The organism is Flavobacterium sp. NKUCC04_CG (assembly GCF_019345525.1).
Classification (GTDB): domain Bacteria; phylum Bacteroidota; class Bacteroidia; order Flavobacteriales; family Flavobacteriaceae; genus Flavobacterium.
In genome coordinates this window covers 21705-37841 of the sequence record NZ_JAHKRA010000002.1, presented here as the reverse complement: position 1 = coordinate 37841, position 16137 = coordinate 21705, and the positions used below count along the sequence as shown (strand labels likewise).

Here is a 16137-nt window from a genome sequence, read left to right as displayed (position 1 = left end):
ATTAGATTATTACGACCAAATAAGTAGAAACTTTATACACTTCCTATAGTTCTCCATTTTGTTGGTATTATATGGCATTATGAGATTTTTACAAGTGTATTTTTGTTACCATAATAATCATGAATGAAAACTGGATATGAACTTAATATAGAAACTGTATTAGATGGCTCAATATAGCTTTTAAATTGATTTGAAAATATGTCTAATTGGTTGAATAATTTTTCAGGGAGTGAATAATCATTTAAACATATGTAATTCATTTTTTTTAAATGTGTAGAAATTAATGTTTTCCAAATTTCTTCATCATAATTTGTGAAATCTATTAAGTACTTAAGAGCTTCAACAGAAACAATATTTTTATAACCTACCTTTTCCTTGCATTTAATACAAGAGCTTTTAAAATCATCGAAATTTGCAATATGTTTTAAGGATTCAACCATAGGATAACTAATGTACAGTTTTCCTTTATGGGTTTCTTCATTAAAATAATCTAGCAATTCTACTAATTTACTATCATCTGCAATTATAGAATGACCATCATAATCAAAAAACAGATAAATTTCCGCAAAATCATCTCTAGTAAAATTTTTTAATATTTCTTTATTTTCAGAATTTCTTTCTTTTAACAGGTTGAATGTGTCTAAATCTTCATCTGCTTTAATTTGTTTAAAGATTTGATATATCTCACCTCCATAGATGCTGTGAACACATAAATTTTCGTGAACATAAAATTTTTTTAAATTTTCTATAATTTGAACTTCTGCAGTAGCTCCTTCAAATACAAATAAAATATTATTCGACATAAAAAGAACCTGCTTTATACATTTTTTCGATATTGTGAGCTTCTCGTAATTCTTTTGATGTACTTTTTGATAGAGATAGAATATTATGTTTACTCATTAAAAAATAACAATCTGGTCTTAATAAATCATTTGTTATAACAGCTGTATTATGAGTTGTAAGAATAAATTGGACCCCAGTTTCTTTTAATTTATTTATAATTAAAGCAGAAAGAGAATGGTGATAAAATGCATCAAATTCATCGATAAACACAAAAGACACTTTTGAAGTTTCTATTATATTTTGATACCAAAAATAAAATAGTGCTAATGCATTTGTACCAGTTGAAGCAACATCTCTGAAAGGTATTTTTTTTCCATTAAAATCGAAAGCAATTGTCTTTTTATCAATGTCTTCTACTATTGAAAGTTTACATTCAATACCCGCGCTATTTAAGAAATGTTCAAAATCCTCGACATTTTTCTTCTTTACGATATCCTCGAAAATAGGTTTACTACCGACATCTAAACCAATGTAAGTTCTATCTAAAAGCGATCTGAAGTAAAGCATTTTTTCAACAAAAGAAAACATACTCAAAAATGCGTCATTTATAGGATTTGATTCTAAATCCGAATTGTTTTTTACAAACTTTAAGATGGATAACTCGCTATTATCTATATCATTTTTAAGTGTTTCTGTACCCTTCAAAGTAAATTTTGCAGCTTTGTCTACAGATCTATCGAAAGAGATTACTTCAATATCATTAATCGTTAATTTTTCAAATAGAATTGTTTTATAATCAGATTTTTTATATTCATAAGTGACAATTTTATCATTGATATAAAACTCATAGTAGAAAGTTGCAAATTCAAGTGTGCAATTTGCATTTAAATAATTTATATATGAAGCTTCATTACGTTGCTTATCAGTGAGATGCTCAATAATGTCAAAAATAGCTAATGCTAAATTAGATTTTCCTACACCATTATGACCATAAACTAAAGCATTATTAACGATTCCGTTCTTAATAGAATCTTTATTGAATTCGTATCCGTTTACTTCTGTTAAATCAAGTTCAAAATCTTTCTCAAAACTTTTGAAATTTGATACTCTAAATTTTCTAAGCATTATTTCTAAGAATATAATTATATGTAAAAGTAGCAAAAAAAACGTTCCGTAAAAAAATTACGGCAAATAAACACTAATTTAACTTGATTTTTTCTTGTTGTAGTATTATGCGAGTAATAGGAATTATTATCTGTTCTCAGTTTTAAAGTGTTGTAGCTTCGAATTTACTGATTTTAAGTAAAATTGAAAGACAATGAAAAAATGTAATTTTTATGAATAGTTTATAGGATAGGTTCAGTAGATGAAAGTTGATAAGAGGAAAGTGTTGATTAAAGAGTTATTCATTGGTATAAAAAATATTTTAGCATAAATTATTGATTTTAACGAACTCTGTAAGAAAATAATTAAGGCAGAATAGTATGTTTCGAAGGTGTTTATATATTATACTTAATAAACGTTTGTTTGTAATATTCAAGATGAAACAACAATGGATTAGATTTAGGTTAAAAAACTAATCCTTAAGTTGTTTTTTGTAGAAGTGAACTTAATATAAGAACATATGAGTCGATTATATAAGATATTTGTCAATTTCTACAATTTCTTTAACGTTGGTAGGTTTTCCATTTTCGGATATTCGATCATATTTTACTCCTAATTTAGAACCGATTTCCATATACCCCCATCTACTCCATCCAGTCTCAAAATTGCTAACATGCAAATAGAATTGCTGTTCTTTGTCATCTTTTGCGAAAATGAAATTTGAGAACCCTTCAAATTTGTCAGGTATATTATAAACTTCAACGATAACATATCCGTCTTCAATCAACTCATCAATGTGATCTATATCATATGTAGTTTCTGTTTTGATTGAGTACCAATCGGCACTGTGTAAAGGATTATTATCTAATTCATAATTGTAAGCTTTCCGCAATAAATCTTTTGATTCTTTCGATTCAATGCTTTCATCTCTCAACCTCGAAACAATACTAAAGTAATGACGAGAAATAAATGTAATATACTTTGATGCCAATTTAGTTGAGTATGCATTATTCGTTAGAATAAATTCAAATTCCTTTACTATTTTATTAGACTCAATACATGCTATTATTGGGTAATCACTCTCGTTGAATATTTGATTAAATACATTTAATGATTCGGTAATTAATTTTTCGCGCTCTGGAATATTGTTTTTTAATAATTCGGATTGGCGTTTGAAAGTTGATGCTCGATAACTTCCATATAGTGCTGCCCAATTTTCATCCTTCTCCCAATTTTCAGTTATTTTGAGAATTACATCGTACTTACATAAATATAATAAACATAGTAATCTCAGTTTTGTTAATGAAAAACTAAAATTCTTAGAAGAAAAATGTGGATTATTAAGCTCGTTTGCAACCAAAATATCAAAAACCACTAAGGCATTGTCGTAATCAACGTTATAGAAATGATATTTTCCTATTGCTAAATTTGTTCGATAGGAAATAGGATTTAATTCAATTGATTTTTCCAAACTTTTTAATTGACCAGTTTTATCTTTCAATTCAGCTAAAACTCTTGAGAAATTATAGTAGATTTGATAATCCTTAGGATTGTACATTAAAATATCTGAAAACTTTCTTTTCAAATTAACTAACTCCGAGTGTTTTCTATTTATAAATGGGTTAGATAAGAATCTATTTAAATCAACAATCAACGAGTGTACAGTTCTATCTGTATTTGGTTCAACAAAGTTTTCATCGAATTGAGTTAGACCTAATTGTTCATTTCTTGTCTTTTGAACTAATATTTTTTCTTTCATAGCCTTTAGACTATCTGAAATCTTTGAGCGTACTTCTATGTTTTTAGGATTTAACAAAAGCATGTCTCGAATTGAATCACTTAATTTGAAATTGTCATTTCCTTCTTGATTTGTGTTTCGAATTATCAAACTAGTTTTCGATAATTCATTAATTGACTCAGCGATTTCTTCATTTGATAATTCAAGGAAATCAATTAGTTCTGTTTTAATTGATTCTCCGAGAACATAAATTGCTTCAAGAATAGCTATTGAATTTTCAGAAATTGATTCAATTAAGTTTTTATATGAAAATGAGGCAATATCTTTTTGTGATTGTTGCATTGATTGTGAAATATCGACTCCCTTTATATACAAATCTATTGTTAGTCGAATCGCTAACGGATTATAATTTGCTCGATCAGCGATATTTTCTAAAATATTTTGATCTATGTATTGAACACCTCTTTTCTTTAAATAATTTCGACTTAAATTGATTGCATATCTTTTACCTAAGGGGTCAAGAGGGACTGTTGTCGCTGAATCAATAGAAATTCTTGATGTCACTATTACTCGCCATAGTAGTGGTAATGAATGATTAAATGTGATAAACTCTTTTTGCGAATGCATTAATAGAGTTTCTAAGTTATCAATACAAATTAAGATTTTTTCATTTTCTAAATTCTCACATGCAGTTTCAAAATTTTCAAATGAAGTATTATATAATAAATTTATATCAGAAAGTATAGAGTCTTTTATTTGATCGATTCCGTTTATAGCTTCAATGATTTGGATTCCATCTGCCGTTAGTATTTCATTTTTTAATGTGCAAAAAATAATAGAACTTACTTTAGTACTAAAACTGGGAGTTAAGCTCAAATCTTTAAGAAACTGTAATATTAAAGCTGTTTTACCAATTCCGCCTGGTGCAACGACGGCAACTAAATTAATTCTAGAATTTGAAAGTGTTTTATTTAAGTCTGCAAAATCTTTATCTCTTCCTAATAGACCGGTAATTTCATGATCAAACGAATTTGGAAGCGTATTCGGAATGGCCCACTTAACATTGCTAATCCATTCGTCAGGTGGTAGGCTTAAACTTTCTTCAATGGCAGAATTTAATGCTTGTCTTACACTACCAAGTCCTAATTTCTCGATTAGTGGGTCGCTTGCTATAGTTGCGGATTTAAACCAGAATGTATCGGGAAAGGGTCTGTTAGGGTGACTTATTGCATTTCTAATGTCAAAAATACCAAGATAAGTACATAATTCTTTAAGTTCCCTCATATAACCATTTAGAATTGTACCCTCTGTTGTATCTATTGCCAAATTGAAAATTTCATCTAAATAACTTGATTCGACTATGAAAGAAACTTGCCCTCTAATAATTTCATTTCCTTTTGTTTTTTCCCTATCGAAAATTATAGTTTTACTTTTTTCGCTTAAATTATCCAAAATCTCATTTTCTATTACATAATTCCCTAGGGATGTTTCCAATTCATAAACAATCATTGCACTTTTGATCCTGTTTTTTTGCATGTTATCCATTTGTTTTTTGTTTAGGTTTTTTTTTTAAAATATTTATTAATTATTACTCAGGGGTATTTATTTGTTAATGTGGTACGTAAAGAAATTTTAATTTATAAATGGATTTAACTTCTCAGTGTTGTTGTTTTTGATATATTTTAAAGGTGTTTATATACCTCTTAATGAATTTTTTAATTTATGTTTGTTTATAATTATTTTTTCGTCAAAAACTATCAAAAAGATGAATTTCATATTTTTCAAATGATTGTCCAATATATCTGTTAATTCAGTTTAGTACCCATCTAAAGTTAGCAACTTTTGGTACATCTGATTTTGTTGGAATGAAATTTATATTTTGTATTAAAATTATTATTACTAATTCAATTTTCCACTGATTTAGTTTTTTTAAACTTAGAAGTGTGAGAAAATATTTTTGACTCTGTTATTGCAAAATAGTTTATTTGTGTTTGAAATTAATATTATTTTTTACGAATATATTTATTTATTATAACGAAATGGAATCGTATATATACGTTTTTCGTAATTTTGTATCCAAACATAAGAAATTAATCTTTTACCTTAATGAGAAATTCCGTAATTCAATTGATATTTTAAGTTAATATTTTTTTATGTGTGACAAAATAACGAGTTTGTTATTTGCTCCTGTAGGCTTCCCTAAAAATAGGATAGTTTTCAATTCAAATTTATTAGCTTAAGATTAAACTGTCAAAAATGAAAACAAGCAATTTTAGTGAAAGTCAAATTATTAAAGCACTTAAAGAAAACGAACAAGGTAGATCCGTAAGCGAACTCTCCAGAGAGTTAGGTATTGATACTAGTACTTTTTACTATTGGCGTAAGAAGTATGGTGGAATGGAACAACAAGAGCTAAAGCGTTTAAAAGAGCTCGAACAAGAGAATAATAAGCTAAAACAGATGTATGCAGATGTTAGTTTGGACAATAAAATGCTTAAAGATTTACTAACAAAAAAGTTTTAAGCCCTGCAGACAAAATTGATAGGGCAAAATATCTTCTTCAGCATCACTGTGTTTCCATAGTCCGTGTTTGCACATTAGTTGGACTTTGTAGGTCTATGTGGTATTATCAAAGTAAGAAAGACGATACAGAGGTAATTGCAAAATTAAGTCAATTAGCAGAACAATATCCAACTCGTGGTTTTGATGAATATTATTTTAAGATCCGTCGAGAGGGACTTATCTGGAATAGAAAACGAGTATTGCGCGTTTATCGTTAAATGAAATTAAGTCTAAGACGAAAGCACAAGAAACGATTGGTTACACGTGTTAAACAGCCTTTAGAGAGCCCTTTAATACTCAATGAATGCTGAAGATGGATTTTATGAGTGACGCTTTAACTGATGGAAGAAAAGTACGTGTATTTAATGTTATAGCTGATTGTAATCGTGAAGCAGTCGCTATTAACGTAAGACATAGCTATCCCGCATGTGCTGTAATAGAAACGTTAGAAAATTTAAAAGAAGAAATAGGAGTGCCAAAGTTTATAAGATGTGATAATGGCCCAGAGTTTATATCAAAAACTTTTATGGAATGGTGTGGGAAAAATTCTATAGAGATCAAGTATACACAGCCTGGTAAGCCAATGCAAAATGGATACATAGAACGATTTAACCGATTTTTTAGGGAAGATATATTGGGTGCTTTTTACTTTAATGACATCTATCAACTACAAAAATTGGCGGACAAATGGAGAGACGATTGCAATTTTAATCATCCTCACCAGTCACTAGGGGATCAATCTCCGAAAGAATTTCGAGGTGTCCTTTTTTTCCTAGTTGCCTTTTATAATTTTCAATTGTTTTGATAATTTTAGAAAGGTTATATCCTGCTCTTACATACATTAAATAACAATTATTAGCTTCACATAGTTCTTTTTTTAATTTATCTCTTTGAACAGTCTTTTCATATCCTGCGAGACCTCCAAAAAAATCTATTGGCCTGTAATGTTGAACTCCTTGATACTCAATTGCAATATTGAGGGAAGGGATATAAATATCGAGATGCTGTCTTCCAAGCCAACTTGGCGAAGCATGATGTAGAACTTTGATGTCTATGAAATAGTTTGAAATATTATAAAAAAGTTCTGTTTCGCTAATCCATCCTTCACCAACTTTTGGTAGGCCTAGTGCACTTCTGTAACTGTCTTCTGATTTTTTTAAAATTAATCGCAATTGATTGTAGATAGCTTTTTCAACAACATGTGGTATTTTTCGTACACAATTTGATTTTATTTGTTGTTCATCAATTTTTTTGTAATGAAAGTATTCTGATATTGATAAAAAATAATCTTTATAATCTTCTAATATGTAAGTATTTGATTTGTAATCTCTTATGTTATTGGTTTGTTTTATGAAAATTTGAAAAAAATTATTTCCATTTTCAATTTCATATTTTTCATATTCCAATTTTGCAAATTTAGCAATTTCATTAATATTTTTTTGTCCAAATTCAGTCAAATGTGTAAAGCCAGCTAATTGCACTATAAGTTGCCCATCTATAAGTTTTTTCTGTAGCTTCTCTTCGAACTTCATAACAGTTTCAATACTTATATAATTATTTTGTTTTAGCATGCCCCATGCTTCATCGTATTTCCCAATATCTTCGAGTTTCTGAATGATTACCGGATTAATATACGAATTAGTTATTGGATAATGTTTTGCTAGGATTGATAAATAATTATGTAAAATTTCTATATTATCACTGTAGTTTTCGAGTAAATCATATAGTAATAAGAAGACATAATTATTATTCCCTTCTAAATCTAGATATTTTTGTTCAAAAAAGTTTTTCTTATACTCATAATAAAATTTTTGTTGTATTGAATTCCCAATTTTAAGTTCACTATAAGAATAAATATAGAACATTTCCCATTTTGGTACGGAAATTTCGTGTTTACAAAGTCCTAATTCATTTTTATCTAGAATATCCTTTTTTATTTTACTGTCATTCCAAAAGCGAATTTTACCTTTTACTTCAATTCTTGAAGTGTCAATTATATTTTCTAACTTTTTTGGTAAGTATAAGTCTCCACCTACATATTCTAATATTCCTAGACATTCTATTTGTGTGTCTCTGAGACTTAGTTTTCCTTGTACATTTTTTAAATTTCCTAATTTTTTAATATTAGTGTATCTTAAAGAAAGATCCCCACCGACATATTCCAAATTATTTAATGAGGTAAGTTTAGAAAGTACTGTATGAGAACTAATCCAAAAATCTTTTTGAATACTTACAAGATTACCAAGGTCTTCAATATTAGAATCACTAATACCTAAAAATCCATTTATTTGTTCTATATCACCTAATGATTTGATCTGTTCGCCACGTATAATAATATCACAATTAATTTTATTAGACTTTACGATATTTTTAAGTTGTTCTATTGAAATTATATTTGTAGGATTATATGTCATAATGAGTATTGTAGGCAGTTTTTATGTTTTAAATTTATAAAATATTTCTCCTGTTTGAGAAGCGTGTTGTCTTTTTAATAAAATCATTTCATTAAGTTGAATTCTGCCGTCAAAGATTAGCATTAAATCTTCCCCGTCCATAAGTATCATCTGTTTTGTAATTGGATTATTCGTTTCTATTCCGTCTTTTGAAAAACCATCCATAGAAATGAATAAACCAAGTGTATTCTTTAGTTTGTTAGTTATTTTACCACCAAATGCATAAAGTTCACTTGCTGGAATTGGATCTTTTTGCCATTTCGCTTCAAGTAAAAAATCTGTCCCATCAAAAGTAAATGCTCCATCAATTTGTTCTCCATCAATTTTAAATGATGACTTTGCTGAAAGTTCAAAAAGAATGAAAAGTTCATTTAGTAGCTTTTCTAATTGAAACCCTCTTTGTTGTTTGTTTGTGTTTATGGCAATTTCGAAAAACTTTGTTTTAAGTTCTTCTAGCTTTTGGCTAAAGTGAATCGTCGTCTTTACTTTTTCTAAATTTGCATTTCTTCTTTCTTCCGCTTTTTTAAGTTCTTCGATTGCGTCAAAATATCCTTTTGTTTGATTTCGTAGCTTAGCTACACATTCTTTTGCTCTTTTGGTTAAGTTGCCGTCTTTATCAAAATATGATAAATGCGAAAAATCTGAAAAATTACCAACTTCCTGTATTAAACGTAGTAAATCGTTTTGAAATAAATCTTGTCTAGTAACCATTCTGTCAATTAGTATAGATACGCTTTCTTGTTTTAGTGGCTCTTGCCAATCTATTGTTGCAACAATAGCAGAATGTTCAATTGTTAGTTCAATAAATTGTCTAAGATCTTTTTTTCTCCAATAAATATTTGTCAAAGCATCTTTTAAAGCTATAATTGCTTGAGTTGAAATTTTCTGTATTGCCATTATTGATTTTTGTTCTTGAGTTCAGGTTTGTAAAATTGCCCACAACGGGTCGCGTATTGGTGATAGTGGCGAATTAGAAAGCCAAAACTTTCAATCTTGCACAAACCTAAGCAACGGCCTTTTATTATTTTCTAAATTTATGAAAAAAGGAAATAAAAAAGGCTGTTGTGGCAAAAAACACACAAACTTTCTATATTTCCCTTAACCCGCCATTTCGCAAAACCGATGTTAGCGGTAGTTGTTATATATTTCTAAATAATTCGTCAATTAATTTATTTGATATATTATTAATAAAGTCTTTAGGTTTATTATTTTTTTTCCTTAACTCGTCAATTTCATTTCTGTTAGTTCTAATGAAATAGTTTCTTGTTTTAGTATCATTCTTGATTTTAATAAAGTATGATAATACGAAGCTATTTGTATCTATATGGATATTAGATATTTCAATTAAAAACTCATAACTATAGTTTTCAATTTCTTTAATTATTTCATAGATATTTTTATCTGAAATTTCTATATTAATAACAAAAAATGCCTCTTTTTTATTATTCGGCATATTTATAAATAAGCTGTCAAAATTTTCAGTTTCAATTTGTTCTAATAGTTCATTTCTGCCATTTTTGACTAAAACATCCTTTAGTATTTCATTTTCTTTTGATAAATCAACCTCAATATTGTCAATAACCTCATTTTTTGTTTTTGATTTGTATTCTTGTTCAGAAAACGTGAAAAATTGAGGGATAATTCTAATTACAACTAATGTACTAAAAGCCAAACAACTTACAGTAGTCATAAAAACTTGATGTTCATTAAGTTTGAATGCATAATTGAAATGTAAAGGATAGAAAAATATTATATATAACGTTGCGTAAATTATAATGTTTTGAATATATCCCAGATTTTCTATGTACCTAAAGTATTTTAAAATTCCATTTTTATAAGGATTATATTTTGTTGAGTGTATAGTTTCTATGTAACCTTTGTGTGAATAAAAGTCCAAGAAATATTTTGAAAATATAAGAGCAAAAATTATATGAAAACTAAAAAGAGTAGTGGAGCTTATTGACAAATAAAGTACAATTAGTGAAAATAAGATATTATACGCTAAGCTTAAAAATATGAATTTACTTTGATGAACATAATATTTGATAAACATACTACGACTATATTGAAAAGAAGCAAATCCACTTTGCAAAATAAAGGTACTTGTAGCAATTATTAAACCTAGTATTGTTCCTGATAAGGCAAGTTGACTTTCAAAATATTTATTATAGTCAGAAAGTTCTTTAAATATGTCAATCATTTACTTAGATTTCTTTGGGTGTGCGATTTACAATTACCGCTAGCATTGTTATTTCACGAAACAAAACACAGCATAGTTTCGTAAAACCACAACTATATGCGTATTTCGTATAATGCATTATCATAATAATTAAACTTTTGTAAATTAAATATTTAGCAAACTAATTTTTTGAGGATAGCGAAAACTTTCCAAACTAAAATGATCTTTTTAAAATATGGATAGCGATACGATTGAATTATATTATTTTTTTTCAAACATACTAAAACTTTCTTTAGTTTTAGTACGGAAATCCGTAAACTCCTCACTATTTTGAGTCTTTCTAAGATTTAAACAAAAAACTAACGACTTCGGAGTAGTTTTCATACCATCTGTATGAGCAGGTCATTTTGAAAGCTCGATTCTAATTTCTAGAGTCACAAAACATAAGTTGTTTTTACCATAATGGTAACTTTTATTAGTATACTTCAAAATATACCATGATCGCATATTTAACAAGGCTGAAAGTCCTTGAGTATACCGCTAGTATACTCAAACCCTTTGTAACGCCAGTAAAAAGGCAAGCGACTAGGGCTCTGCCCAAGTCCCGCTTGCTTTTTTCAAAACCATCTATCATCCTTAAAAATGGTAGGAGGTAAGCTGTTTTTTAAATATTTGTTGATGTTTTTAAATGTATACTTACAGTCATACAACTTTGAAACTTTAACGTTTTGCATACGGTAGCTTTTATTTCTAAACATAGAAATATAAATTTTTAAAAATGTAAAAGCATTTTTATTCTTTTAAAAATTTAGAGAAGGAAACATTTAGGTAAATCTATTCTGGAATGCTTATTGAAACTGCATACAAAATAAATTTTGTATGCTATTCCAGACTGCACCGAAGGGTGTACAATTCAAAAATACTTTGGGAAGGACTTGACTTAAAGTATTACCGGATTCAAAGCAACCTCTTTCTTTTTCGTTTAAAGATTTGGTTGTTATTCTCGTCGTATCGGTCTTGTTTTGATGATAAAAGTCCATTTAAAATCCCTAAACTTTCAAAACTAAAAAGCTCCACAATATCCTCGAATTGAGGAATATTCTCTAGAAAGGCATTATCTAGAATTTTAAAATATTTTTCAGACTCAGAATCTTTTAAATTTTCTCCAATGGGATTCAATAATTCCAAGGATTTTTTATCATCTACTTTATCATTTTTTATTGTTAGAGAATACAGGATTGTGTCTTTTAATTCTCTTTGATATTCAAACATTTGATCAAACTGGACATGCTAACTTAGCCATCATAGTAAGTTAAGAAATAATCTTAATCTATGAAACAATTCCGCAAAATTTATGACAGAGCTTTTAAAAAAAAGCCGTTCAATTGAGTTATGAGAGAACAAATGTATCAGAACTGGCCAGAGAGTTGGGAGTAACAGCACCACAGTTGTATAAATGGCGCAAAGAGTACGAGAAATTTGGAGAAGGAAGTTTTCCTGGGAAAGGAAATTTAAAACTCACTCCCGAGCAAGAAAAAATCTACGAACTAGAGAAAAGACTCAAGGATGCCGAGTTAGAACGTGATATATTAAAAAAAGCAATCGGCATTTTTTCCAAGAGCGGTCGATGTTTTATAGTTTCATTAAAAACAATGAACAACTATTCCCGATTGAAAAAATGTGCAAAGTTCTTTTGGTTAGCAGTGGAAGTTATTACCGATGGATAAAACAAAGAATTAGCGCTAGGTTGCGACGAAAAATTGCCATAAAAGAACAGATAAAATCAATTTATTTTGAATCCAAGCAACGTTATGGAAGTCCTAGAATAACATTTGAACTTCAGAGTTTAGGTTATAAAATTTGTATAATTACAGTAGCAAAATATATGAAAGAGCTAGGCTTTCGAAGTAAATTAAGCAAGAAATTCAAAGTAACGACCAACTCGAAACATAATTATTTAGTCGTCGAAAATATATTAAATAGGGAGTTTTTCATAAAAACACCTTCAAAAGTATGGGTTTCGGATATTACTTATATCCAAACCAATGAAGGATTTATATACCTGACAACTATTATGGATTTGTACGACAGAAAAATTATAGGCTGGAGTTTGAGCGACGGAATGAGTACGGATAAAACTACGCTTGGAGCTTGGAAAATGGCGGTTAAAAACCGAAATATTGAAGAAGGTTTGATTTTTCATTCTGATAGAGGTGTCCAATATGCGAGCAAAAAGTTTGTAAATGTTCTTGATTCTTATAAAAAAATAACCCGCAGTATGAGTCGCAAAGGAAATTGCTGGGACAATGCAGTAGCGGAAAGCTTTTTTAAATCCCTGAAAACTGAATTGATTTATGGAAACAAACTGATTTCTAAAGAACAAATGAAACTGGAAATCTTTGAATACATTGAAATTTGGTACAACAGAAAAAGGAGACATTCCGCTTTGAATTATGCAACTATTGAAGAATTTAATAATCAAATTAATTACAAAAATGTAGCTTAACTTAATGTGCAGTTTTTATTTGCATATCCAGCTCGTAGCTTACTATGAATTCGTAATTTAGTTCTCTTAACTCAAAATCATCTCTTTTGTATTTTCGCTGAATAAACTCAGCAACGTGCGACCTCGCTGTTACGTAGCGTTTATGGGTCGCAGGAGCAAATTCTCTTGGCACGAGTTTTAGCATTTCATCATTATGCTTTTGAAATTCGACTAAAACCCTAGGTTTTTCTTCAGAATTGCCTTTAATAAAGTTCATCAATGGTTCTATTGATAAGGTTTTGTCTGTATTCAACAGTACAAGTTTGTATTGATGAATTTTAGATACTATAGAATCTAAATGAAGATTTAAAATTTTCGCGTCTTCTTTATTCCCAATTGCTCTTTCTGATTTTTGGTTCCATCGAGTTAAATCCCATTTGTAACTTATAGAGGTTTCTTTACAAATACCGTCTATTGTAATTCTTAGATACACGTACCTTGAATTAGAATCTTTCTTGCTTCCTTTTAAGAAGAAATTAAGCGATAAATTTTTCTCTAACATAATTCAATTTTTAATGATTAATAAATATTGAATTAAAATGCTTTAAAATCTGATTTGAATCCTCGTTCGTCCCTTTATGGCGTTGAGTTTGTGCTCTAATTCGTGGCAAAGTTTTTCAAGAAGTGATTTTGCCACGAATTTGCCATGAATATAATGAGTTCTTTTAAAAAATCTGTTTAGTCTATAAAAAACAAAAACCTATAATTCATAAAGAATCATAGGTTTTGATTGGTTTTGCAGACTTTTTGAAAAGTTCTGTATTTCTTAAATAGTGGAGGAGATGGGGCTCGAACCCACGACCTCTTGGCTGCCAGCCAAACGCTCTAGCCAACTGAGCTACACCCCCATTAATCGAATGGCAAATGTAAACAAAAAAATGTAAAATCAAATCGTTTTAACAACATAATTGCGTTTTTAACCACAAGTTGTTTACCGCTGCACAAGTGGAAAAGCTAGGGGTTTAGTATCTAGTGATATACCGTTTAATTAAACAACGTTTTCGCCATGGATAGCAGCAAGCGATGCCTTTACTTGGCTTGACTTTCAACCAATAAATCGACCATCATTTTCATTTTGCTTTTGTAAAAATCAGCTAAATCATTGTCTTGATACAAATCCATGTTACTTATAGGAATTTGATATGGCAAAGACCAACCTCGTAAGGCTTTTACAACATTGTCCATAGCTTGTATGCCTTGCATAGCTTGATTTCCTGCCGACCAACATGCCAGTCCAATAACTTTGTTGGTTAAATAGGCAGGTTTATTAGTGGCGGTAATTTCCAACCAATCTAGGGCGTTTTTCATCACACCGGCCATACCACCGTGATACAATGGACTTAACCATATTTGAATATCAGAATCCACAAAGGTATCGGCAAATTTTTGCACGCTTTCCGGAATGGTTTTATCGCGGGGATGATATATCGGAATTTGATAGTCAGATAAGTGAATTTGTTGCACTTCAATGCCTAAAGCAGCAAATTGATCAGCAAAAAATTGGGTTAACCTTCTAGAGGTTCTAAAGGACTCTTCATCTAGAGAACCGTTAAATAGTATTGCTTTCATAGGAGCTTGTAATTGCTATAAAATCTAAAGTTCAAAAATAAGCTTTAATAATTAGTTTAAGCCAAATTATTTAGATTCATTGCCGTGTTTTTGTGTTTTTAAAAGGAAAAAGAGGACTTAAATCCTGAGGAATTTAAGTCCTTATAAGAAATCGATTTATAGAGGTTCGTATAGAAACTGATGTCAGACGGTTTATCTCTATTCGCCACTACGGTCTGTAATTTCTTTAAATGGCATAACGTTCATTGCGGAATTGTTTCGGGGACGTTTCCTTTATTTCAAAGTTATACGACAAAATTAAATAAACGCCCTTAATAAAACAAGTTTAAAGTTGTTTTATTAAGGGCGTTTTATTTTTGATTTAAAATAAAATCATATCGTTTTCTGTTTAGTACTAAAGTTGTTGAAATAAGAATTTTAGAGGTAATAAATCTGATTATGTTAAAAAAAAGCTATTAAAATACAATTATATTATTTATTTAATGATTTATAGGACTAAAATATAAATTTTGTAGAGTATTTTTAGATATATATTCTTTTTTTTAAAGGTAATGCTGTTTTTTTTGTAAAAAAAGTAGGATAGGAATACAATAAATAATAACTTTATGTGTTAATAATTTAACAGCTTATAAGAACGTTTAATGTTTAAAGAAGTTAGGGATAAGAGGGAATAAAAATAGGGGAAGCTGGTTAAATCAAGCTTTAAAAGTAATAAGAATATGAAAAGAATGTTATTTTTATGGATAGTTATAGTTTTCATAGGATGCTCGAGAGAAGACCATGAAAAGGAATCGGATATTGTGGGAAGTTGGAACCTGACACGTGAAATTGTTGTAAATTCAAATAAAATGGATGCTGCTGTCGAGCTAAAGGAAGTTTTATATACTAACGATGAAATCGTTTATGAATTTAAAGAAGACAATCAATTGTTGATCAAGCGTCAAGGAAAACAAGATTTATTAATGCGTTATAGTTGTTACAGTGATTTGGATTTGGATTCCGGTAGTTCATTACAGGGCATTCAAGAATTTTTAGACATCAACAAAATAACTTTTAAACTGAGTTATTCCGAGGGAAAGTTAATTTTGGATGCCTCGTCACAAAACGGATCTATCTTGTATTTTGAGCGCAGTTGATTTTTTGCATTCATCACTGCGGTTACGCTTTCTTACTTATTCACAAACAAGTTTTTTAATAAACGTAA

The 16137-nt window shown here is 29.2% G+C and carries 13 protein-coding genes, 1 tRNA gene and 1 pseudogene; 5 read left to right on the top strand and 10 right to left on the bottom strand.

From position 1 onward, the window contains the following. Positions 1–77 precede the first annotated feature (77 nt). The 3 genes from KO524_RS01825 to KO524_RS01815 form a co-directional block, all read right to left on the bottom strand. A complete protein-coding gene (locus tag KO524_RS01825; RefSeq protein WP_219288807.1) occupies positions 78–803 on the bottom strand; it encodes a hypothetical protein in 726 nt (241 codons plus the stop codon). Beyond that, positions 793–1908, bottom strand: a complete 1116-nt coding sequence (locus KO524_RS01820) for an ATP/GTP-binding protein (protein WP_219288805.1) — start codon at positions 1906–1908, stop codon at positions 793–795. Before KO524_RS01820 ends, KO524_RS01825 begins: the two co-directional genes overlap by 11 nt. A gap of 508 nt (positions 1909–2416) precedes the next feature. After that, the gene (locus KO524_RS01815) at positions 2417–5170 is read right to left on the bottom strand and encodes a type IV pilus biogenesis/stability protein PilW (protein ID WP_219288801.1); all 2754 of its coding nucleotides are present in this window, start codon (positions 5168–5170) and stop codon (positions 2417–2419) included. Positions 5171–5881: 711 nt separating this feature from the next. Here KO524_RS01815 and KO524_RS01810 point away from each other — a divergent pair. From KO524_RS01810 to KO524_RS01800, 3 genes are all read left to right on the top strand, one after another. Beyond that, a complete protein-coding gene (locus tag KO524_RS01810; RefSeq protein ID WP_219288799.1) occupies positions 5882–6148 on the top strand; it encodes a transposase in 267 nt (88 codons plus the stop codon). A gap of 95 nt (positions 6149–6243) precedes the next feature. After that, positions 6244–6405, top strand: a complete 162-nt coding sequence (locus tag KO524_RS01805; protein WP_219288779.1) for a hypothetical protein — start codon at positions 6244–6246, stop codon at positions 6403–6405. 86 nt (positions 6406–6491) lie between these two features. After that, a complete protein-coding gene (locus KO524_RS01800; RefSeq protein ID WP_219288776.1) occupies positions 6492–6992 on the top strand; it encodes an integrase core domain-containing protein in 501 nt (166 codons plus the stop codon). Here KO524_RS01800 and KO524_RS01795 read toward each other — a convergent pair. From KO524_RS01795 to KO524_RS01780, 4 genes are all read right to left on the bottom strand, one after another. After that, on the bottom strand, positions 6895–8601 hold the full coding sequence (locus tag KO524_RS01795) for a hypothetical protein (RefSeq protein WP_219288774.1): 1707 nt from the start codon (positions 8599–8601) through the stop codon (positions 6895–6897). The genes KO524_RS01800 and KO524_RS01795 overlap by 98 nt on opposite strands. Positions 8602–8622: 21 nt before the next feature. Continuing rightward, a complete protein-coding gene (locus KO524_RS01790; protein WP_219288770.1) occupies positions 8623–9537 on the bottom strand; it encodes a restriction endonuclease in 915 nt (304 codons plus the stop codon). 241 nt (positions 9538–9778) lie between these two features. Beyond that, positions 9779–10840 (bottom strand): hypothetical protein, encoded by a 1062-nt coding sequence (locus KO524_RS01785; RefSeq protein WP_219288767.1) that lies wholly within the window; start codon positions 10838–10840, stop codon positions 9779–9781. A gap of 936 nt (positions 10841–11776) precedes the next feature. Then, positions 11777–12007, bottom strand: coding sequence for a hypothetical protein (locus KO524_RS01780; RefSeq protein ID WP_370629710.1), 231 nt, complete (start codon positions 12005–12007; stop codon positions 11777–11779). Positions 12008–12151: 144 nt separating this feature from the next. Between KO524_RS01780 and KO524_RS01775 the strand changes: the two are divergent. Continuing rightward, positions 12152–13325 (top strand): annotated as a pseudogene (locus tag KO524_RS01775) (IS3 family transposase). Between the two features lies 1 nt (position 13326). Here KO524_RS01775 and KO524_RS01770 read toward each other — a convergent pair. The 3 genes from KO524_RS01770 to KO524_RS01760 all read right to left on the bottom strand — a co-directional run bounded on the left by KO524_RS01770 (position 13327) and on the right by KO524_RS01760 (position 14933). Beyond that, positions 13327–13866 carry an Arm DNA-binding domain-containing protein gene (locus tag KO524_RS01770; protein ID WP_219288763.1) on the bottom strand — a complete coding sequence of 180 codons (540 nt, stop codon included), beginning with the start codon at positions 13864–13866 and terminating at the stop codon, positions 13327–13329. Positions 13867–14138: 272 nt separating this feature from the next. Beyond that, a tRNA-Ala gene (locus KO524_RS01765) sits at positions 14139–14212 on the bottom strand. 181 nt (positions 14213–14393) lie between these two features. Beyond that, entirely contained in the window at positions 14394–14933 is a 540-nt protein-coding gene (locus KO524_RS01760; RefSeq protein WP_219288761.1) for an NADPH-dependent FMN reductase, read from the bottom strand. Between the two features lie 719 nt (positions 14934–15652). Here KO524_RS01760 and KO524_RS01755 point away from each other — a divergent pair. Continuing rightward, entirely contained in the window at positions 15653–16069 is a 417-nt protein-coding gene (locus tag KO524_RS01755) for a hypothetical protein (RefSeq protein WP_219288758.1), read from the top strand. Positions 16070–16137 lie beyond the last annotated feature (68 nt).